The sequence below is a fragment of the Nitrosomonas sp. HPC101 genome, assembly GCF_009833125.1.
In the GTDB taxonomy this organism is placed as follows: domain Bacteria; phylum Pseudomonadota; class Gammaproteobacteria; order Burkholderiales; family Nitrosomonadaceae; genus Nitrosomonas.
Map to the genome: position 1 here is coordinate 359,131 of NZ_QRCC01000001.1, position 21,284 is coordinate 380,414.

General features: G+C 46.9%; 17 protein-coding genes, 1 tRNA gene and 1 pseudogene. 13 read left to right on the plus strand and 6 right to left on the minus strand.

The annotated features are described in order from the left end of the window. Positions 1–4: 4 nt before the first annotated feature. Positions 5–316, minus strand: coding sequence for a 50S ribosomal protein L21 (gene rplU, locus ABO04_RS01635; protein ID WP_160808863.1), 312 nt, complete (start codon positions 314–316; stop codon positions 5–7). A 373-nt stretch (positions 317–689) separates the two neighbouring features. Between rplU and gshA the strand changes: the two genes are divergently transcribed. Beyond that, positions 690–2,000, plus strand: a complete 1,311-nt coding sequence (gshA, locus tag ABO04_RS01640; protein ID WP_160808864.1) for a glutamate--cysteine ligase — start codon at positions 690–692, stop codon at positions 1,998–2,000. After that, entirely contained in the window at positions 2,000–2,974 is a 975-nt protein-coding gene (gene gshB, locus ABO04_RS01645) for a glutathione synthase (RefSeq protein ID WP_160808865.1), read from the plus strand. The genes gshA and gshB overlap by 1 nt, the downstream gene beginning before the upstream one ends. A gap of 34 nt (positions 2,975–3,008) precedes the next feature. Here the strand turns inward: gshB and ABO04_RS01650 are convergent, their stop codons facing one another. Then, positions 3,009–3,284 (minus strand): hypothetical protein, encoded by a 276-nt coding sequence (locus ABO04_RS01650; RefSeq protein WP_160808866.1) that lies wholly within the window; start codon positions 3,282–3,284, stop codon positions 3,009–3,011. A gap of 673 nt (positions 3,285–3,957) precedes the next feature. Here ABO04_RS01650 and ABO04_RS01655 point away from each other — a divergent pair. From ABO04_RS01655 to ABO04_RS01665, 4 genes and pseudogenes are all read left to right on the plus strand, one after another. Further along, complete coding sequence (locus tag ABO04_RS01655; RefSeq protein ID WP_160808867.1) at positions 3,958–4,428, plus strand: isoprenylcysteine carboxylmethyltransferase family protein; 471 nt, start codon at positions 3,958–3,960, stop codon at positions 4,426–4,428. 431 nt (positions 4,429–4,859) lie between these two features. Beyond that, a pseudogene (gene fliD / locus ABO04_RS01660) lies at positions 4,860–5,650 on the plus strand (flagellar filament capping protein FliD); the annotation flags it as partial. A gap of 3 nt (positions 5,651–5,653) precedes the next feature. Beyond that, positions 5,654–5,929 carry a flagellar export chaperone FliS gene (locus ABO04_RS11980; protein ID WP_240141372.1) on the plus strand — a complete coding sequence of 92 codons (276 nt, stop codon included), beginning with the start codon at positions 5,654–5,656 and terminating at the stop codon, positions 5,927–5,929. After that, positions 5,926–6,264 (plus strand): flagellar protein FliT, encoded by a 339-nt coding sequence (locus tag ABO04_RS01665; protein ID WP_160808868.1) that lies wholly within the window; start codon positions 5,926–5,928, stop codon positions 6,262–6,264. The genes ABO04_RS11980 and ABO04_RS01665 overlap by 4 nt, the downstream gene beginning before the upstream one ends. A 260-nt stretch (positions 6,265–6,524) precedes the next feature. Here the strand turns inward: ABO04_RS01665 and ABO04_RS01670 are convergent, their stop codons facing one another. Next, positions 6,525–7,193 (minus strand): Spy/CpxP family protein refolding chaperone, encoded by a 669-nt coding sequence (locus ABO04_RS01670; RefSeq protein WP_160808869.1) that lies wholly within the window; start codon positions 7,191–7,193, stop codon positions 6,525–6,527. A 251-nt stretch (positions 7,194–7,444) separates the two neighbouring features. Here ABO04_RS01670 and ligA point away from each other — a divergent pair, with 251 nt between their 5' ends. The 3 genes from ligA (at position 7,445) to def (ending at position 10,883) form a co-directional block, all read left to right on the plus strand. Continuing rightward, positions 7,445–9,484, plus strand: a complete 2,040-nt coding sequence (gene ligA, locus ABO04_RS01675; RefSeq protein WP_160808870.1) for an NAD-dependent DNA ligase LigA — start codon at positions 7,445–7,447, stop codon at positions 9,482–9,484. A gap of 129 nt (positions 9,485–9,613) precedes the next feature. After that, on the plus strand, positions 9,614–10,360 hold the full coding sequence (locus tag ABO04_RS01680; protein WP_160808871.1) for an S-methyl-5'-thioinosine phosphorylase: 747 nt from the start codon (positions 9,614–9,616) through the stop codon (positions 10,358–10,360). Then, entirely contained in the window at positions 10,353–10,883 is a 531-nt protein-coding gene (gene def / locus ABO04_RS01685; RefSeq protein ID WP_160808872.1) for a peptide deformylase, read from the plus strand. The genes ABO04_RS01680 and def overlap by 8 nt, the downstream gene beginning before the upstream one ends. A gap of 20 nt (positions 10,884–10,903) precedes the next feature. Here def and ABO04_RS01690 read toward each other — a convergent pair whose 3' ends face one another. Further along, the gene (locus ABO04_RS01690; protein ID WP_160808873.1) at positions 10,904–11,317 is read right to left on the minus strand and encodes a CopD family protein; all 414 of its coding nucleotides are present in this window, start codon (positions 11,315–11,317) and stop codon (positions 10,904–10,906) included. A gap of 248 nt (positions 11,318–11,565) precedes the next feature. Between ABO04_RS01690 and ABO04_RS01695 the strand changes: the two genes are divergently transcribed. From ABO04_RS01695 to ABO04_RS01705, 3 genes are all read left to right on the plus strand, one after another. Continuing rightward, complete coding sequence (locus tag ABO04_RS01695) at positions 11,566–13,803, plus strand: VanZ family protein (RefSeq protein WP_160808874.1); 2,238 nt, start codon at positions 11,566–11,568, stop codon at positions 13,801–13,803. A gap of 66 nt (positions 13,804–13,869) precedes the next feature. After that, positions 13,870–13,945, plus strand: a tRNA-Lys gene (locus ABO04_RS01700). Positions 13,946–14,090: 145 nt separating this feature from the next. Then, entirely contained in the window at positions 14,091–14,741 is a 651-nt protein-coding gene (locus ABO04_RS01705) for a DedA family protein (RefSeq protein WP_160808875.1), read from the plus strand. A gap of 32 nt (positions 14,742–14,773) precedes the next feature. Here the strand turns inward: ABO04_RS01705 and ABO04_RS01710 are convergent, their stop codons facing one another. Both ABO04_RS01710 and htpG read right to left on the minus strand, forming a co-directional pair. Then, positions 14,774–17,416 carry an MMPL family transporter gene (locus ABO04_RS01710; protein ID WP_160808876.1) on the minus strand — a complete coding sequence of 881 codons (2,643 nt, stop codon included), beginning with the start codon at positions 17,414–17,416 and terminating at the stop codon, positions 14,774–14,776. A 709-nt stretch (positions 17,417–18,125) separates the two neighbouring features. Next, a complete protein-coding gene (gene htpG, locus ABO04_RS01715; protein ID WP_160808877.1) occupies positions 18,126–20,048 on the minus strand; it encodes a molecular chaperone HtpG in 1,923 nt (640 codons plus the stop codon). Positions 20,049–20,145: 97 nt separating this feature from the next. Here htpG and ABO04_RS01720 point away from each other — a divergent pair, with 97 nt between their 5' ends. Then, on the plus strand, positions 20,146–21,246 hold the full coding sequence (locus tag ABO04_RS01720; RefSeq protein ID WP_160808878.1) for a PQQ-dependent sugar dehydrogenase: 1,101 nt from the start codon (positions 20,146–20,148) through the stop codon (positions 21,244–21,246). Positions 21,247–21,284 lie beyond the last annotated feature (38 nt).

The following is a 21,284-nucleotide window of genomic DNA, read 5'->3' on the forward strand; positions in this document are numbered from 1 at the left end:
CTCCTTATGCAGAAATACCGGTTATCTGAATTTCAGTGTAATTCTGACGGTGCCCCTGTTGCTTCCGGTAGTGTTTACGACGGCGCATTTTGAATATACGTATCTTGTCGTGCCGCCCGTGGCTGATTACTGTTGCACTGACCTGTGCCTGATCGAGCAGCGGGGTCCCCGTAGAAATAACTTCTCCATCCGCAACCATCAGAATCTGGTCCAGCTGAATAGCACTCCCTACTTCCGCAGGAAGTGTTTCCACTTTCAATTTATTGCCGACCTGAACCCGATACTGTTTGCCACCTGTCTTGATTACTGCGTACATATCCATCTCCCGTCCTTCCTAGAACCGCGCATTATAATAACATCCGCGAATTTTGTGTAATAAATTCAATCACGCGCCGGCATACATCACTCAAAAATCAACACACCTTAAGGAATCTCTGATTAAATCCCACATGGACACACTGTGTTTTGCAGATAGAGTGCAAAGGATTGCGGAAAAAATCATGCGTTCACTATGTCGCACTTTTTGCGATCATAACGATTCCGCTGCAATATTTCCCTGACACCTGCCTCCCAGGCACACTTTTCAACCTGCTGATAAAGTGCATTTCTTGCCCCTGTCACAGACAGGGGCTGACCACTCAAGTGCAGTGCTATAATCAGTCGGTTTATTTCCAAGCAACAGATACCTCATGCCGATACCCCATCTCACCAACACACTGAATGCACCCACCCTCGATCTGGAGAAACGTATTCTGGCTGCCAAGCCGACGATTGAACACTGGTTACGCAAGCAATGGCAACATCACTCTATCCCTTTTTATTGCTCGGTAGACCTGCGCAACAGTGGCTTCAAGCTGGCACCAGTTGATACCAACCTGTTTCCCGGTGGATTCAATAATCTTAATCCAACTTTCATCCCACTATGTATTCAGGCAATGATGAACGCTGTCGAAAAAATCTGCCCGGATGCACACAATGTCCTGCTCATTCCAGAAAATCACACCCGTAATATTTTCTACCTGCAGAATATCGCCACGCTGCAATCCATCATGCAGCAAGCCGGTATGAATATCCGTATCGGCTCATTATTGCCAGGGATTGATCGCCCTGTGTCCGTACCGCTGCCTGGTGGCGAGCCTTTGTTACTGGAGCCGGTACAGCGCAAGAAAAACAAGCTGTTTATCCAGGATTTTGACCCATGCGCCATTCTTCTGAATAACGATCTATCCGGTGGGGTACCTGAAATCCTGCAAAATCTGGATCAGATTATTATCCCACCTCTCCACGCAGGCTGGGCCACTCGTCGAAAATCCTGGCATTTCAGCGCCTATGATAATGTGGCCCAAGACTTTGCAGAACTAATCGATATCGATCCCTGGCTTATCAACCCTTACTTTACCTCTTGTGGAAAAGTTGATTTTCAGGAAAAAGAGGGATTGGACTGTGTCGCTGCAGCTGTAGATGAAATTCTGAGCCAGATCAGAGAAAAATATGCACAATATGGCATCAATGAAAAGCCGTTTGTCATTATCAAGGCCGATTCGGGTACTTACGGCATGGGAATCATGAGTATTAAAGACGGCGCTGAAGTCTACAAACTCAACCGCAAACAGCGCAACAAAATGACGACAATCAAGGAAGGGCTCGTTGTAAAAAACGTACTGGTGCAGGAAGGCGTGCATACATTTGAAAGTATCCACCAGGCCGTAGCTGAACCTGTCATTTACATGATCGATCACCATGTAGTGGGAGGATTCTATCGGGTTCATGCCAACCGGGGAGTTGATGAAAACCTGAATGCACCAGGCATGCATTTTGTGCCGCTGGCATTTGATACCACTTGCATGCAGACCACCGACCCTACTGCCCGGCCAGATGCCGCTCCCAACCGTTTTTATACCTATGGTGTCATCGCCAGGCTGGCACTGCTTGCCTCCGCTATCGAACTGGAACGATATATTCACCTTCCCTCACCCGCACTGGCAGTGGCTGAAACCTGATGAAACTGGCTTTTATTCTGGATCCGCTCGACAGCATCAAAATTGGCAAGGATTCAAGCTATGCCATGATGCGTGAAGCGGCGCGCCGTCATCACCAGCTGTATACTTTGCAGCAAAATAACCTGGCCTGGAAAAACCATCAGGTAATCGGTTTTGCGCGATCACTGACACTGATCGATTCACCAGACAATCCTTACCGTTGGTATAAAGAAGGCGCTGTGGAAGAAATTCCACTGACTAAATTTGATGCTGTACTCATGCGCAAGGATCCGCCCTTCGATACCGAATATATCTACAGTACCTATCTGCTTGAACTGGCCGAACATCAGGGCGCTTATGTTGTGAACAGTCCGCGAGGCATTCGAGATCACAATGAAAAACTGGCAATCACAGAATTTCCGGAATTTATACCACCTTCATTGGTAACCAGCCAGGAGCAGCTGATTCTCCAGTTTCTCGCCGAACACGAGGATATTATCCTGAAACCACTGGATGGCATGGGGGGTGCCGGTATTTTTCGCATGCAGAATACCGATCATAACATCGGCGTTATCATTGAAACGTTAACGCGTTACGGTACTCGCACCATCATGGCGCAACGCTTTCTGTCTGAAATCCAGGAAGGAGACAAGCGCATATTACTGATTGCCGGGAAACCTGTCGATTATGCGCTCGCGCGCATCCCAAAACCAGGAGAAACACGCGGCAACCTGGCAGCCGGTGGTATCGGCAAAGTACAGCCGCTGTCAGCACGTGACAAAGAAATTTCCGGGAAACTCGGACCAATCCTCTATGCTCGCGGTCTGATGCTGATAGGACTGGATGTTATTGGCAACCATCTAACTGAAATAAATGTCACCAGCCCAACCGGTATGCAGGAAATTTCTGAGCAGACAGGAATAAATGTTGCAGGATTAATGATCGACGCGCTGGAAAAAATATCCATTGAAGCTCGAATAAATAAAAAGGCCTGATCAATCAGGCCTTTTCCTAAGCAAACAGAATGGATTAATAACCGCCCTGCCAAGCGTCACCCGATTCTTCCCTTGCTTTCTGGACAAGCGCTACGACATCGCCACATTTTACTCTAACGACTTTTCCATTCTCAACTTCAGTATGGCTTTTTACAACATCGGTCGGTTTTTTATCCTTGCAAGCCAGGTAGCTCAATAAATCCTTGGCACTGATTGGTGCCAGGGAAGATTCCAGGTTACCACTTGCAAACGTTGCTGTGGAACCCAGTACAAAAACAGAAACGAAAGCTGCGACGATCACCTTGTTCATTTGCACTCCTCTTCAAATTTCCTAAAACAAAATTTCTTACCTGATAACTTTTCTTTCAGGCCCTCCCGTAATCTGCTCCCCGAATTATCAGTACAGATCACCATTTTAGGAACCTCTGTAAAACCATCTGCGTTGCCATTTTTGCGTTAAAAGCCGGCTTAAAATGCTCATTTATTACGCATAAACTCCGCTTCCTCACCGACTTTTGCCGTGAACTGACTACCTCGCTAATGTTTTTCAGAGGTTCCTTAATCCTCTCGTCAGTCATGGTTAATACAAACCGGCTACATTCTATCAAGTAATTCATTCATGTTGCATCTAAAAAACGAATGGTTTATTACTTTCCCTGCCTACCGCAACAAAAAACACAGCCATCAACTTACTATTCCTTATTCTGGGATACGATGCAAAGCAACCCCTTTCATTTTGGTATGCTGTCCTATATAAGAAACCTCTGATCAAGCCCTCCATGAATCGCATTGCAAGCAGAATTGTTATGATCGCAAAAAGCACGACATAGCGAGCGCATAATTTTCCCGCATCCTTTGCGCACTGGTTTTGCATTCCATCCGCAAAGTACAATGCGCAGCCACGCTGAATTTAATCAGAAGTTCCTTAAGACACACCGGCTTTATTTAAAGCCCGAACCTTCTCCATGCTGATAAATTAACAAATGAAACACAATATTCATCGCCCACGCACACTGATTCTTCCACCTGCACCCTACGCTGCAGCCATACTTGCCGGTTGGTGGATGGATCGCAATATTCGAGCACTTCACTGGGGATGGAATACAACAACCCAGCCATTCGGCTGGCTGTGTATATTTTTAGGGCTGCTGTTGCTCACATGGACAGCCATTACTCTCTGGTATCATCGAACCACTGTTAATCCCTACAAAGCCGCCTCCAACTTGTGCACCACCGGGCCATTCCATTACAGTCGTAATCCAATTTATCTCGGTGACTGGTTGATTTTCATCGGTGCATCAATATTGCTGTCAACCTGGTGGCCACTGCTCTTTACGCCACTGATCTGGGCAATATTACGCTACGGCGTTATTCGCCATGAAGAAGCACATCTTGAAGCCAGATTCGGAGATGCCTACCTGGATTACAAAACCAGAGTACGACGCTGGCTTTAACAGGCCGTTAGAACCACCCTCTAAACACACACTCACCTCGACAAATTACATACTTCTCCAGCTTATTGCTACACAATCATCTGCTTTTCCTTTCCTTTCCCATAACAAATCTCTGCTCATCGCGAACGTAAACGGCACGAGACAATCTAGAAAGAGTATCAACAGAATGTGTAAAGTCACTTTTGCTCCTGCCGTTATGGTGTCTCAGTATCAACCACAACGGTTGATACTCTTGTGGAGAAGGGGCAGTGTGCTCAGACAACAGCACAAGGCACAATCATTCAGGATTGCCGCATAGCTACGCAGCTAGAGGATGCGAAAACGGTAAGAAAATTGACGAATCAACTCAAATCAAACCAAGGATATAAGCCATGCTTTCATCACTAGGAATCGGTTCTGAACTGGATATCAGCAGGATTATCAGCCAATTGATGCAAGTTGAACAACGCCCACTCACTCAGCTCAACACCAAGGAAGCCAAACAACAGGCACAACTTTCCGCCTTTGGCAGCCTGAAAAGTGCACTCTCGACATCTCAGGACAGCGTCAAGGCGCTGGCAAAACCCTCGCTGTTCAACGGCTTCAAAGCCACGCTGGCAGATACAACGTTAGCCGCGGCAAGCACTTCCTCCAGCGTGGCAACAGGCACGCATCAAATCGAAGTGCAATTCTTGGCGCCGGCGCAAAAAATCAAATCGGAAGCATTCTCCACCACCGGTACGCTGATCGGCAGCGGCTCACTGACGATCAGATTCGGAACATATAACGAAGACGGCACCTTTACTGCTAGTACAGAAAAGATAGCAAAAGCCATCACAATTGACTCGACGAAATCAACGCTGACGGTGGAAAAGGACAAAAATAGCGTTGAAACAGCTATAAAGGCACTTATCACCCCTTACAACGAGCTGGAAGAAACCATTGGCAACCTTTCGCGTTACGACGCGGCCAACAAGCAGGCATCAGTACTGACCGGAGATTCTACTGTGCGCATGTCCAGAGCCAGGTACGCACCATGCTGAACGGCAATCAATCCACTGCCAGCGGAATCAGCTCGCTATCCGAACTGGGTATCAACTTTCAGAAGAATAGCACGCTAGCATCGGATAACAACAAACTGAGCGCTGCGCTAAATAATCCGGACAAGAACGTCGCCGCATTTTTCACGACGCAGGTAGAAAGCGCCGGTAGCTTCGTCTCCCGCTTGGGAAGTCTAATCGATAACATGATCTGCAGCGATGGCCTGAAAACCAGCCTGGAAAAGATAACGAGTGGAGCACTGGCAACACGACTCGATCAGCTCTATGACTACATGACCGTTCGCCTACTTACAGCCAATATTCAAAATAACCTCGCTATTATCGAAGAAGTCAGCCGGTTGCCGAGTGAGCTGCAAGAAACCTGGATTTCCATTGGAAAACAGCCTATAAGAAAAGTAAATGCAAGAACAACTGCCAACCCAGCGATCAAACAAATAACTGAAGCAGGTGCTATCGCATGAGTTTCGACAGTTCTTCGTCCAACCATCCACCGGATAACGGTAAAAACGAGATGCAAGTGATCGCCACGTACGAGGCAATCCTGGCAATCGCCGATCAAATGCTGCAAGCAGCAAGAAACAGCGACTGGGATGAACTGGTCGCACTGGAGCACGACTGCAAACACCTGGCAAACCGATTGATGAAGCAACACACCCAGCAACCATTAAATGAAGCTCAGCAGAAAAAAAAATTTGATCTGATCCAGCAAATACTCGCCCGTGACGCTGAAATACGTGCTATCACTGAGCCGCAAATGACACTCCTGCAAAACATGCTGACCACAAACGGAAACTAAGACAAATCTATTGAACAGATGCGTAATGACACTCTGGATTATCATGACTCACAGCCCCAGCTGTTTATCCAGCCAGAGTACTGTGCAAGTCTAAATCTGAATATAGCCAGTTAAAGAATCCCAATAAAGTGGATTCTTTAACTGGCTATAAAAACTACTGTGATCAAAATATAAAACTATTGCCAGCAACGCGCTTTTATAGCTGCTGTTATCAGGCTCTTCGGATCAAATCAATCTGTATCCAACTGACAGACTCAGGTTTAATGATTATGATCTGTTTTTATAACTTTCAATTTCTCAATCTGTTCAGGTGTCAATATACTGAGAATCGCTTTCCGTTCCTCTACATGGTGCGCGATCATTTCATTAAAACTATCAACATGCTTCTGTCCCAGTTTACGTAAAGTTTCTTCATCAACAGCTGGCTCGGCAACCGCTTTACGAAAAGCTTGCATGCTTTCTTTCATTTTATTCTTGAGGCGCCCATGTACCTCGGGATCTTCTTTCAGATGGATACGTACAATCTTGCCAAGCTGTTCATCAGAAAGTCCAAGCACTTCTGCTTGTACGGCAACATTATGCGTATAGCTGTGATGGTGATGATCTCCTTTATCTCCATGATCGTGCCTTTCTTTGTTCCCATCTTTATTTTTGTCTTTACCCTTACACATACCTTTTTCTTGCTTTGTCTGATCTCCATGATTATGACCATGGCTGCCATGATCTGATTCATTTGAATATCCCTGCCCCTTCTCCTCTTCCCCTTCTTTACTTTGAAATTGATGTTGTTGAGCCTGCACCAGAACAAGAGTAGCCACCTCCCCCTGCTGGATCGGCGCTACAGTAACTGGAGAAACTGCTGTTGCCGTAGCAGGAATGGCAAATAAAGCACCAACAAGAATGGATAATCCGGTCAATCTGATATTCATACAACATCTCCTGTTATAAAAATAATTACCAAGAAATTACCATAAAGCCTTGTTATCTCAAAAAATGTAACCTTTATCCATAATACCAAACGTAATAAACAATAATACTGCAGAAGTTATCGTAGACAATCTGTCTTGCACAAAATTTATAAAACCCCGAAACTCTTACCACGCAACGTACTTCTATTATCAATAGATTTCCCAACTGCCGAGAATTTTCTACTCTCCTCTAACATGGTAATGCTCTTGACATGGCATCTGAAAAAACAATTGAAGAACGTCTGGGAGCACTGCGTGCAGTCATCACATCGCACAATTTTCATTATTACGTGCAGGATGCACCGGTAATTCAAGATGCAGAATACGACTTGATTTTCCGTGAGCTGCAGCAGCTGGAGCAACAGTATCCACATTTAATCACACCGGATTCACCGACTCAACGGGTAGGTGCTCCCCCGCTGAAAGCATTTGCCCAGCTCGCCCATGAAACACCGATGCTGTCACTGGCCAACGCTTTTTCGGATGAGGAAGTCATCGCATTTGACCGGCGCGTCCGAGAAGCTCTGGATGTGAAAAAAGTCGATTACGCGGTTGAACCTAAATTTGATGGCCTGGCTGTCAGTCTGATGTATGAGAACGGCATGCTGGTACGGGGTGCCACTCGAGGGAATGGTTATACCGGAGAAGATATCACCCTGAATCTACGTACGATTTCATCCATCCCACTGCGACTGCCAGTCGTTCCAGCGCGCAGTCGATTTGAAGTGCGCGGCGAAGTCGTCATGCTGAAAGCGGATTTCGAACAACTCAATCAGCGTCAGCAGCAAAAAGGCGAGAAAATCTTCGTCAATCCACGTAACGCAGCAGCCGGTTCACTACGTCAGCTTGATTCACGCGTTACCGCAACTCGCAAGCTAACGTTCTTCGCATATGACATCGGTATGTTGCGCAATCATCAGCCAGATTTTTTAGAACACAGTGCTGTTCTGGCTTATTTAGCCTCCCAGCAGTTCCGGGTGGCACAGCAGAATCGGATTGTAACAGGCGCGGATGCTCTGCTCGCCTGTTACCACGAGATGGCAGCTTCACGTTCAACCCTGCCCTATGAAATTGACGGTGTAGTCTACAAAGTCAATAATCTGGCGCAGCAGGAAACACTCGGCTATGTCTCGCGCGCACCCCGCTTTGCCATTGCCCATAAATTTCCGGCACAGGAAGCCAGCACCGAACTGCTGGCGATTGAAATTCAGGTCGGCCGTACCGGTGCATTGACGCCGGTTGCACGCCTGGCACCGGTATTCGTCGGAGGCGTCACCGTCACCAATGCTACACTGCACAACGAGGATGAAATTCAGCGTAAGCAGATTATGATCGGTGATACCGTGATCGTACGACGGGCGGGTGACGTCATCCCGGAAGTAGTTGCAGCCATACCGGAGCACCGCCCTGCTGATGCACAATCGTTTGTCATGCCGGATCACTGTCCGATATGCGACTCCCGGGCAGTACGTCTGCCGGGGGAAGCCGTGACCCGCTGCACCGGCGGGCTGTATTGTCCGGCACAGCGCAAACAGGCACTCTGGCACTTTGCTTCCCGCAGCGCGATGGATATTGACGGGCTGGGTGAAAAGCTGATCGACCAGCTGGTTGAACGTAAACTGGTACACACCCCTGCCGATTTGTACAAACTGGATGTTGAAACACTCGCCAAACTGGAACGCATGGCGGAAAAATCCGCGCATAATCTCGTCACCGCAATTGAGCGCAGCAAACACACCACGCTGTCACGTTTTATTTATGCACTGGGCATTCGCCATGTCGGCGAAGCAACTGCGAAGGCACTTGCCAGTCACGCCGGCGAACTTAACGTACTGATGAAGATGCGCGCCGATGAGCTACAGCAGATTCCGGATATCGGACCGGTTGTTGCACAAAGTATCGAGGATTTTTTTATCGAGGCGCACAACCGTGATGTCATCGCACAGCTGATACAACACGGTCTGCAGTGGAAAAAAACGCCCCCGGCGGCTCAGGCAACTTCTGAATCAGGATTGATATTTTCCGGAAAAACTTTTGTCCTGACCGGCACCCTCTCCACAATGACGCGTGAACAGGCTAAAAATAGGATTGAACAACAGGGCGGCAAAGTCACTGCCAGCGTTTCATCTGTCACCAGTTATGTTGTCGTCGGCACCGATCCTGGCAGCAAATATACCAGAGCAACTGAATTAGGCATTCCTGTACTCGATGAAGATCAGCTGTTGTCACTACTGCAAAAACAGAGTGAATGAATAACGCATAGCACAGCAGCAAGTCGGTCACCCTCTCCGTCACGGCTACGTTCTCTTACACGCGCATTCCGTCTATGCTGCCGGTTATAATAAAGCACGAGAAAATACTTCATTATTATCAGGATCAATATGATTGCAATCATCGGTGGCAGACGTATGAACAAACTTGCCGGCCTGGAAGTCACGCATCGTCAAGTCATCAGAACCCCTTACGGAGAACCATCCGGCTCATTAATTTTTGGCATGATCTGCAAGCGGGAAATTGTTTTTCTGTCGCGACACGGCCACGGCATTACCATCCCCCCTCACATCGTCAACTATCGTGCTAACATCTGGGCCCTGCATACCCTGCAGGTCAAAACAATCATTGCGGTAACCTCGGTTGGTGGTATTCGTAAAGATATGAAACCTGGAAAGATCGTGATTCCTGACCAGATCATAGACTACACCCATAGCCGGGAGGCCACTTTCCATGATCGATCTGACAAAAGCATCACCAATACAGATTTCACACAGCCCTATTGCCCTGTTGCACGCATCTGTCTCCTGAAAGCAGCGCAGGAAGCAGGTGAATCAGTCATTGACGGGGGCGTCTATGCCGCCACCCAGGGTCCCAGATTTGAAACAGCTGCAGAAATCAACCGTCTGGAACGGGATGGTGCGGATATCGTCGGGATGACAGGCATGCCGGAAGCAATTCTCGCGAGGGAATTAAACATTTCTTACGCAACTGTTGCCGCTATTGCAAATCATGCAGCCGGACGCGGGGAAAGTACGCAGGCTATTCCGTTTCAGGCTGCGCACAAAGCGTTGGAAGATGCCATGATAAATGTCAGGAATATATTAGAGCATTTGGTAAGGCACGAAGATGATTAAACCAGTATTAAAAATGGGGGAGCCACGCCTGCTGCAAACGGCACGTCGTATCGATCAGTTTGATACGCCGGTGCTCAAAGAACTACTGCAGGATATGCAGGACACAATGGCGGCACTTAATGGTGCCGGATTAGCGGCACCACAGATTGGCGTGGATCTGCAGGTAGTCATTTTCGGTGTAGAGTCTTCTCCGCGCTACCCTGATGCGGAAAACATCCCGTTTACCGTGCTAATCAACCCAATTCTAACGCCGCTGACTGAAGAACAGGAAGAAGACTGGGAAGGTTGTCTGAGTATTCCAGGCATGCGTGGATTGGTTCCACGTTACACCCGGCTGCGTTACCAGGGCGTAGATGAAACGGGTACTCCTATTGATAGAACAGTGACCGGGTTTCATGCTCGCGTGGTGCAGCATGAATGCGATCACCTGAACGGGATCCTCTACCCGATGCGGATAACTGATCTGCGCAAATTTGGCTATACCGATACGCTCTTTCCGGACCAGAGCATCGCAGAAGATTAATTCACGGACGTCTCATCTGCCTAATAAGGTTTGACGACCACCAGGATAACGATGGCAAATAATACCAGAACCGGTAATTCATTGAACCAGCGATAATAAATATGGCCATGCCGGTTACGGTCATTCTTGAAGTCGATCAGCAGCTTTCCGCAATAGAGGTGGTAGGCAACCAGTAACACCACCAGCCCCAGTTTAGTATGCAGCCATCCCCCGGAAAAACCATAGCCCAGCCACAGCCACGTACCAAAAACGATCGTCAGCAGCCCACCGGGAGCCATAATGCCATAATAGAGTTTGCGCTCCATCACCTTGAACCGGTCTATACCCGCCTGATCCGTACACATGGCGTGATAGACAAACAGCCGGGGCAAATAAAACAACCCGGCAAACCAGGTCACCATGAAAATAATGTGCAGTGATTTAATCCAGAGCATAATGAAATATCAGGTTTAGAATCAAAAAAAACTTCAAGCAATCAATGCAGTCACTCATTCTTGAAACCAGGTAGTTGCTTCATGGAAACAGAAATATCTCTTATCTGCCCAGAAGTTTTTGATATGACTGCATATTCCGGTAATTATAACGAACTGTTCGTCCAGTTCCTGCCAAAATAAAGGTACCGGATGTTTTAGACACCGCAACCCGATCGCTGATCCACGACAGATAGCAGGTATGAAATATCATGATAACCAACCATAGCAGCAGACATTTATCCTTCAGTACAAAAATACTGATTGTTCTCATCCTGCTTATCACGTATGGATCTCTTTACCCAGGAAATTTCACAAGCACTGCCCCGGGAGCATTTGAACAATTTTTCACAGACCCGAGATGGACACCCTCTATCGGCGACATCTTAGGCAATATCGTACTCTTTCTCCCGCTTGGTATTGCCGGAGAACGAGCTATTCGTTCTCAAAACAAGACACTGAAGCTATTATTACTCAGCATCGCCAGCTTTATATTCTCGCTCGTCCTACAAATCCTGCAGATCTGGCTACCTACCCGATCCGCAGCACTGGCAGATGTATTCTGGAATATGGTGGGCCTGTTCTCAGGAATTGGAATAAGTATCCTGACAAAACAGATGCTCTCGTCATTGCCTGGCAGACAGTCTTTTTCAAACAACAAAGCCATCCTTCCCCTGGCAATACTATGTCTCTGGCTATGCAGTGAATTATTACCTCTCGTTCCATCTCTGGATTGGCAAAAATTCAAGGATGCCCTTAAACCCCTGCAAACACCGGATTTCAATTTTCCCCTTGCCTGGATGCATGCAGCGAGCATCATCACAGCTGGAAGTATTCTTTCTCTACTGACTCCAAGATCTCTGGCCTGGCTAACAGGAGCACTATTACTTACTCTGATCGGAAAAATCACGATTGTAAATCAGTTCCTTGATGTATCAACCCTATCGGGACTATTAGCGGGTTATCTGGCCAGCATTTTTCTATCGAAAACCGATCCATACATCCGGGTAGCCGTCGCTTTCTGGTCATTGCTATCTGCCTGGACTATTGATGCCCTAACCCCCCTCTCGTTCACGACTGGCGGCACCTTCAACCTGATCCCCTTCACCTCCATGCTTGAAGGTTCAATGCTTACCAACGCGATGGCATTGTCTCGATCCTTTTATATCTACTCTGCCCTGTTATGGTTTACCTCATATATCGGTGGAAATTCACGAGGTATGACTCTGGCACTGATCTTCTGGTCGATAATCATCGAACTGATTCAAATGGGACTACTTGGGCGCAGTGCTGACATTACCGAACCGCTACTGATCGGGCTGATCGCATGGGGGCTGTCCGAATTCAGACAGTTTGAACATCGGGTTGAAGCGCTTGATTCCAGCTCTTTCCCTGTACGAAATAAACCCATTCCATCCACATCCCGTTCTCATCAGGCTGGTTCCTCCGAAAATCAACCTGCGTTCAGGCTCAAGAAATGGATGCCCATCATTCTTTTGTCAACGGGAACTGCAGGCCTACTTTGGTTAGTTTTGCGCCTGCCCCAAATACCTTATAACCTCAAAGAGCTATTTCTATTTGACGGCAACATATTGTTTATATTCATTTTTGTTCTGGCATTACTATGGATCGGGGCAGGGGCCGCATGGATCAGCCCCAAAATACTTTCCAGTACCAGGCCATATATAAGCCTGCCAGGATGGGTGTTTGCAGCCAGTCTTATCAGCCTGGGGCTACTCTCAATCAGTGTCACTCAGGAAAGTATTGCCGATATCACCGGATCAAATAATCTTTACTGGTTTGTTGTTAACAAAGATATCTGGGGTGAAAGCTGGCGGAATATTTTTATATGGCTTGGGCCAACATTGATTTCCATACTGGAAAGACCGGTCCGCTATACAGCACTACATGCACCTCTTATTATCTTTCTGGCACTGATTATCAGCTTCTTTAGCCTGCGCAAGCAACGTAAACAAATTACAAGAAAAATACTCACTCTGATTATCAGTGCGCTACCTTGGCTCTGGCTAGCCAAAACCATTGCCTTTAGCTGGTCCTCAACCGATAACCTGAATGAATTGATTGCCCGCAGTGGCGCCATGGCTATGGGAGGAGGTTTTTACCTTTACGTTCTACTTTTCGTACTCTGCGTCAATGCCGTCATCCTTGCCAATATGTCTGGTCATGCTACAGAATGGATTGTGGGAACAGTGTTATCTCTCACAATGCTGCCGCTAGGATGGTTGCTACTCTCTTTGGGACTGGAGCCCGAAGTTCACAAATATGGACACACTTTCTCCGGAGCCCAGTTTCTACTCGGCCCTGACCGCAGACAAATTCTGTCCGAAACAGAATTATTCGCCCGCTGGTGCCTGGTACAAACCGGCTTCATCACTATTGTCAGCTCAGGCATACGCAGTTTCGGCAGAATAACCCAGCAACACGTGTAATCACTTTCTTCGAATAGCGATAAAGTGTTTCCCTACCAAGGATGAGTTGGTATAATTGCCGCCTTTGGGTCGTTAGCTCAGTCGGTAGAGCAGCGGACTTTTAATCCGTTGGTCGCGAGTTCGAATCTCGCACGGCCTACCAGATACAGGCACTTGATCAGAAATGGGCAAGTGCCTTTTTTTATTGCTCAATCAAGTATATATGCTCCAAAATAATTCATACAATATTCTTATATCGATTGTGATGAATAAGATCTATCATTCATCATCAAATAATATTCTCTCTCATGTTTTTTATCGATTTCATCATCCATATTGATAGCCATCTGCAGGCGCTTGTCTCGGAATACGGAATATGGGTCAATGGCCTTCTTTTCCTGATTATATTTTGTGAAACCGGGCTGGTCGTACTCCCTTTTTTACCTGGAGATTCCTTGTTGTTTGCCGCAGGATCACTGGCATCATTGCCAGGATCACAGCTTAACCCCCATATCCTGTTTGTCGGGCTAACGCTGGCGGGTATTCTGGGAGACAGCGTTAATTACTGGGTAGGCAAAGAATTCGGGCTCAAGGTTTTTACCCCGGCAAGATTCCGCTTCCTTAAACAGGAATATCTTGACAAGACGCATGCCTTTTATCTCAAATACGGCGGCAAAACGATTATCATCGCCCGCTTCATCCCCATCATCCGTACTTTCGCTCCGTTTGTTGCAGGCATTGGCACCATGCCTTATCGCACCTTTCTTGCTTATAACGTCATCGGTGCCATACTGTGGGTCGGAACATTCATTTACGCCGGATTTTATTTCGGGCAGCTTCCGTTCATCCAAAAAAACTTCAAGCTGGTTATTATTGCGATCATTATTTTATCGATCACGCCACCTGTAATCGAGTACCTCAAACACCGCTACGGAAAAAACAGGGCAGACCTGGACTAACTGTCCTGTTCGAGCATACCGGGACAAAAATTTTACGACACCGTTCGCCGGTCGGGATTCCCCAGTAGGGATGGCAGAATAACAAGCGTACAGATCAGGGTGAATGCCAGCCCGACAGTAAGTAATGTCCCCATACTCGCTGTTCCTTTATGTGGTGAAAACATGAGGCTGGAAAAATCAACTAGCGCAGTCAGTGCACTGTAAAAAATAGCACGCGCCGTACTGGTATGGATCAAAACTTCGCTTGCAGTCTGGTTATCCATGCTGCGATGTACCATGTGCAAACTGCTATCAATTCCCAGGCCCAGCAAAAGGGGCAGTGCAATAATATTGGCGAAGTTGAATGGCGTATCCAGCAAGACAGTGAAAACACCAGTAAATATGCTGGACAGCAACAACGGGATCAGTACCAGCACAGTATATTTGATACTGCGCAGCATGAGCAGCAGTGCAATCACCACCCCTACCAAAGTCAGTGAAAATGCCTGAATAAATGCATCGATTACCGCATCACCCGCCTCCAGACTGATGACAGGTATCCCGGTTGCATGAGGAGCCACTTGTTGCACCGATCTGACAAAACGACGCAACGATTCATTATCACCAATATCATCAGACGGATACACTGCAACAAGATATTCCCCCGAGTGACTGTGCCAGCGATTGGCGAGCGATGTGGGCAGCTCCTGTTCACTGAAAGGAGCGGCTTCAATCAGGTTGTATAAACGTCGAAGTGCGACAGACAATGTGGATAACAGATTGTCTTCCAGCGTATGCAGTAATTTATACTGCTCGTCTGAATTCGCCTGATTCAGCTGGTAAAGCAACGATTCTACTGAATTTCCAAGCGCAAACGCAGAAGCTGCAGCAGGGGAATCCGGATAATCCGTCGTCAAGCGTTCCAGCGCGGCATGCAAAGAAGCAAGTATCTGCCGTTGTTGCGATACCGTTTTCTTATCCGCAGAGGATGCTGTCATTGCCAATTCTGGACCAATGATAAGTGACATTTCCTCAATTACAGCCAGCTTTTCTTCCTGTTCCGATGGTACAAAATCCTTGATAGAGACCACCTTGTTCACCTCCGGAAGTTTACCCAAATCTTCCTTTAGCTGATTAATTTCATCGCGATCTTCAGTCAAAACAACCGCATACCATGGCGAGTGATCAGGTGATGCCAGTAACTCCCGAAAAGTCTGAACAGCCTCCCCCTTCGGATCCTGCATATTGAGCAGGTTGTAGTCAAACCTGATTTGTGGCCACAGCACCGCCGCCAGCAGCAACATTAAACAAACAGAAATATGCGTCAGTTTTCGCCATCTCAGCGAAATCTCAAGCACTTTGCCCAACATTTGCCTGCCATTGGATTTAACAGCTGTTTGGTCTGACAAATAGCGCAGTAACGCCGATCCGATAATAAAGGTAACGATCAGACTAATCAGCATACCTGTGCCCGAGATAATTCCAAGCTCGGCCACTCCGCTATAGCTGGTAGGTATAAATGCATAAAAACCAATGGCATTTGCAATCGTGCAGGCAGTCAGGGCAACCCCGGCTTCGCCACCTGCCCGATATACTGCAATCTTTGTGAGCAAACCATTTTCTTGCATTTCCCGGTAACGAAGCAAAAAATGAATGGCAAAATCCGCACCCAAGCCGATATACAACACCGCAAAAGCGATGGAAATCACATTCAGCTGGCCAATGGCAACCGTTGCAAAAGCAGCGGTAAGCACCAAACCCGCTACCAGACAAATCAGTACAGCCAGGGTCATGCCAACCGTATACATGGCCGAATACAACACTGCGCCCACCATGATGAATGTAACCACTCCGGCAATTTCCATCCCATCCAATGAGCTCTTGAGCTCATCATCAGCCAGCGCCATATCCCCGGTAATACGCAATTGAATCGGCCCATCGTCGGTCAAACCTACCGCTTCTGCAGCCGCACGTACCGCCATAATAGGCTGCTTGCTCGGCAGCAGTGCTGAATAATCCGGGATGGGTTTAACAACAATTATTTCCTGATAACCAGCCTGCAACGGTTCACCACGAAATAATGTCTGCCATGACAAGGGGCGCGATCTGCCGGCAAGTTGCGCATTGATCGTCTCGCTCACCCCCTGAAAAACCGGTCCCAGCTCCAGATGCTGACCTTTGTTTAACTCATCGGTCGCTTGCGTCAACAGCGTGATAAATGCATGCAGTGTGGGATTCCGGGTAATTTGCGCAATCAGCGGCTGAGCTTCAGCCAGATGATCCGTGATACGTTCCAGCTGTGGAATATCTTCATACAGCAATCCATTCCGCCCAAAAAAATCCTCCACGGCAGGTGCATAAACATCGGAAAAATTTTTTTTATCTTTTTTCAGAAGAGCCACCAACCGGTTCGCTGTGGAATAAGCCTGTTCCGGAGTGGGTGCATTGAGTACCAGCAGCAGAATATCCGTATCCTGGGGAAAAGCTTTATCGTACTTTTCACTATTGATACGGAACGGTAAATGCTCGGAGAGCATATCCGTTGTATCCGTATTCATGCCAAGATTACGTGCGGTATATACCGCACTAATTGCGACAAAAATAAATGAGATTAATAAAACCCAGGGCGCATGGCGATAACAGAAACTGGTACAAGAGGCAAAGATGTTATAAGTTCTGCTATGTGAAGATTCCATTGTTTTCTGCCATTGCTCCAGATTAAGTGCTGCATTTCATAGTTTTAATACCGGACAGTCTTTTAGAACTGTTTTAACAAACATTCAGACTGATCCAGTCTTTACGGAATTCGAAGTGTACTGACAAGATGAATAGCAAATATTGGTATCAAATGCACCTTGCGGTCCCCAGCTGCCAGTAAATTTCTTGCCAATCCAGCACACTTTTCCTGAAGTATTGAGACATCTCCTGCTAGCTCCTGCCAGACTCCATTCATATATCGAGGTCATGGACTGCCGGGTAATTTGGTGCTGCCTTCGCACGACGATACAAAAATCGCCATTTTGTCATCCACACCGCAGGTTACCTCTACTTCGGTACTGAGTGAATTAATAGACCCTCTATACTTTTGATGTGGCTGATGGTTCAGACGCGCTGCCTTTTACTCCGTGCATGCCAGACATAGCATAAGTCAGATTGACTGCCAGCATACCGGTAGCGTGGAACAAAGCCTCACAACAGAGCTATCTATCATTCTGCTTCTCCTCCCCGGACAAAAGTCAACCAATTGTTCTCTTTTTAAGATTGAGAAGATAGGCAATGAATTGCTGATGTATCAAGCCAGAGAAATAGTACAAGCTCTCATACCATTCCTCCGCTTGACGTTGACAAATTGAGCTTTTAACCTGAATACAGATCTACTACGGACAGGTATAAATCTCCAGGATTTTACTTACCACTCAAAACATTCTGCAGCAGCAACTCATTCAATCGTTTGACGAAACTAGCTGGATCTTCCAGCTGTCCCCCTTCAGCCAGCAATGCCTGATCAAACAGAATATGACTCCAGTCGGCAAATTTTGCTTCTTCATATTTCAGTCGCTGGATCATAGGATGATGCGGATTGATTTCTAAAAACGGTTTACTATCTGGCACTTTCTGTCCAGCTGATTTCAGCAGTCGTCCCAGATTGCCACTCATATCGTGTGTATCCGCCACCAGGCAAGCAGGCGATTCAGTCAGACGATAGGTAATGCGCACGTCCCTAACCAGTTCACCCAGTACTTCCTTCATTTTCGTTGTCAATTCCTGAAAATCCCCCGCCTCCTTTTCATGCTCTTTCTTTTCCAGTTCATCTTCCAGCTTGCCCAGATCAAGATTACCCTTGGCAATAGATTGTAGGGGTTTACCTGCGTATTCATTTAAATTAGCTGTCAGCCATTCATCAATACGATCATGCAGCAGCAGTACCTCGATCCCTTTTTTTCGGAATATTTCCAGATGCGGGCTACTCTGAGCAGCCTTCAGACCGTCTGCGGTGATGTAGTAGATTTTTTCCTGTTCCGGTTTCATCCGGGCGATGTAGTCATCCAATGAGACCGTCTGCTCATCCCGTTCATCATGCGTCGAAGTAAATCTCAGTAACTTGGCGATACGCTCACGATTGCTGTAATCTTCCGCAACCCCTTCCTTCAGTACCTGGCCGAATTCGCGCCAGAAGGTTCTGAATTTTTCCTGATCTTCACTCTTATCACTTGTTGCAAGATCTTCGATCAACCCCAGTACTTTCTTCACCGAACCGGCACGAATACCGTCAATATCTTTTGATTCCTGCAGAATTTCACGGGAAACATTCAGAGGTAGATCATTTGAATCGATAATACCGCGGACAAAACGCAAATAGCCTGGCAGGAGTTTCTCTGCATCATCCATGATGAATACCCGCCTGATGTAAAGCTTGAGACCATGGCGATGGTCCCGATCGAACAAATCAAACGGAGCGTGTGCCGGGATATACAGCAGCTGGATATATTCCTGCTTACCTTCAACTTTGGCATGTATATGCGCAAGTGGCGGTTCAAAATCATGGGCAACATGCTTATAGAATTCATCGTACTGTTCTTGCGTAATCTCGTTTTTCGGACGTGCCCAGATCGCACTAGCCTGATTTACAGTTTCTTTTTCTTCACTTGTTTTATATGCCTTACTCTCGTCATCCCATACCTCTTTCTGCATGACGATGGGAAGTGTAATGTGATCAGAATACTTGCGGATGATGGAATGCAGCCGAGAGCTGTTCAACAGATCATCCTCACCCTCACGCAAATACAAAACGATCTCTGTTCCCCGTTCTTTTTTTTCCACGGTTTCCAGTGTGTATTCACCTTCGCCACTGGATTCCCAGCGCACACCATGTTCAGCAGTCAGACCCGCGCGACGTGTGGTCAGCGTTACCTTGTCTGCCACAATAAACGCCGAGTAAAAACCCACACCAAACTGCCCGATCAGGTTTGCATCCCTGGCCTGATCTCCTGTCAGGGAATTGATAAATTCTCGCGTACCGGATTTGGCAATGGTACCAATGTTATCAATTACTTCCTGCCTGGACATACCGATACCGTTATCGACAATAGTGATCGTACGTGCTTCTTTATCGTAGGCAATACGGATTTCAAGATTCGAATCGGATTCATATAATGCCGCATCGGATAATCCTTCAAATCTCAGTTTGTCTGCCGCATCCGAAGCATTCGAAATTAACTCTCGTAAAAAAATTTCCTTGTTACTGTAAAGAGAATGAATCATCAGCTTCAAAAGCTGTTTTGCTTCAGCCTGAAAATTCAAATGCTCGACGTTTTCCGTGGTTTGCATACTTTCCTCCTTAAAAAATGCGCTAACATTGTAGGGTCAGGTTTCCTGATTTCAAGTTACTTCAATCCCGAATCTTAATTTTTATTCGTTCGATCGTATGAAATTTTTATCTTTTATCTTTTCAATATCGCTGTGCGCAATCACCTCCCAGATCAATGCCCAGAAACTCGATCTGACTCTTGATAAGATCGAGCTGCCACCGGGATTTTCAATCAACGTCTGGGCGCATGTGCCGGATGCGCACGCCATGACACTGGGTGATAAAGGGACGGTATTTGTTGGCTCCAAAACAGCCGGCAGCGTTTATGCCATCACGGAAAATGATGGAGAACGTCAAGTCCGCACTATTGCCAGCAAGCTCAAAATGCCTACTGGAGTAGCATTTCATAACGGTGCTTTATATGTATCCTCGGTTAACAAGATCCTGCGTTTCGATAGCATCGAAAATACACTTGATCACCCTGCGCCACCGCGCATTATAACGGCTGATTACCCCAAAGAAACATATCATGGCTGGAGATACATTGCGTTCGGCCCGGACGACTGGTTATACATTTCAGTTGGTTCACCCTGCAATATTTGCGAAAACAATCTGGATCGTTTCGCTCTTATTTCACGTATAAAACCAGATGGCACAAATTATGAAGTATTCGCGAGAGGTGTTCGTAATACAGAAGGATTCGACTGGCATCCTGCCACCAAAGAATTATGGTTCACCGATATCAGCCGTGAATGGATGGGAGATAACCTGCCGCCAGATGAGTTGAATCATGCATCTAAAAAAGGCATGCATTTCGGCTTTCCTTACTGTCATGGACAAGAAGTCGCCGATCCCAAACTTGGAGCTAAACATGACTGTAACAAGTTTATCCCGCCCGTTGTCGAGCTCGATCCTCACGTCACGCCAAAAGGAATGCGATTTTATACCGGCAGCATGTTCCCCAGCGAATACCGTGGCAATATCTTTATTGCGGAACATGGTTCACGGAACCGTAGCACAAAAACAGGCTACCGTATTGAACGGATACAGTTAGAGGCAAATAAAATGATGAAAAAAGAAATATTTGCAGAAGGCTGGCTACAGGATAACGAAGCCTGGGGCAGGCCGGTCGATATACTCATAACAATGGATGGGGCTATGTTGGTTTCGGATGATATGGCAGGTGTGATTTATCGCATCAGCTACAATCAACCGTAAAGAACCACTCCTGCCAGCCAAATGATGATTGATTTGAT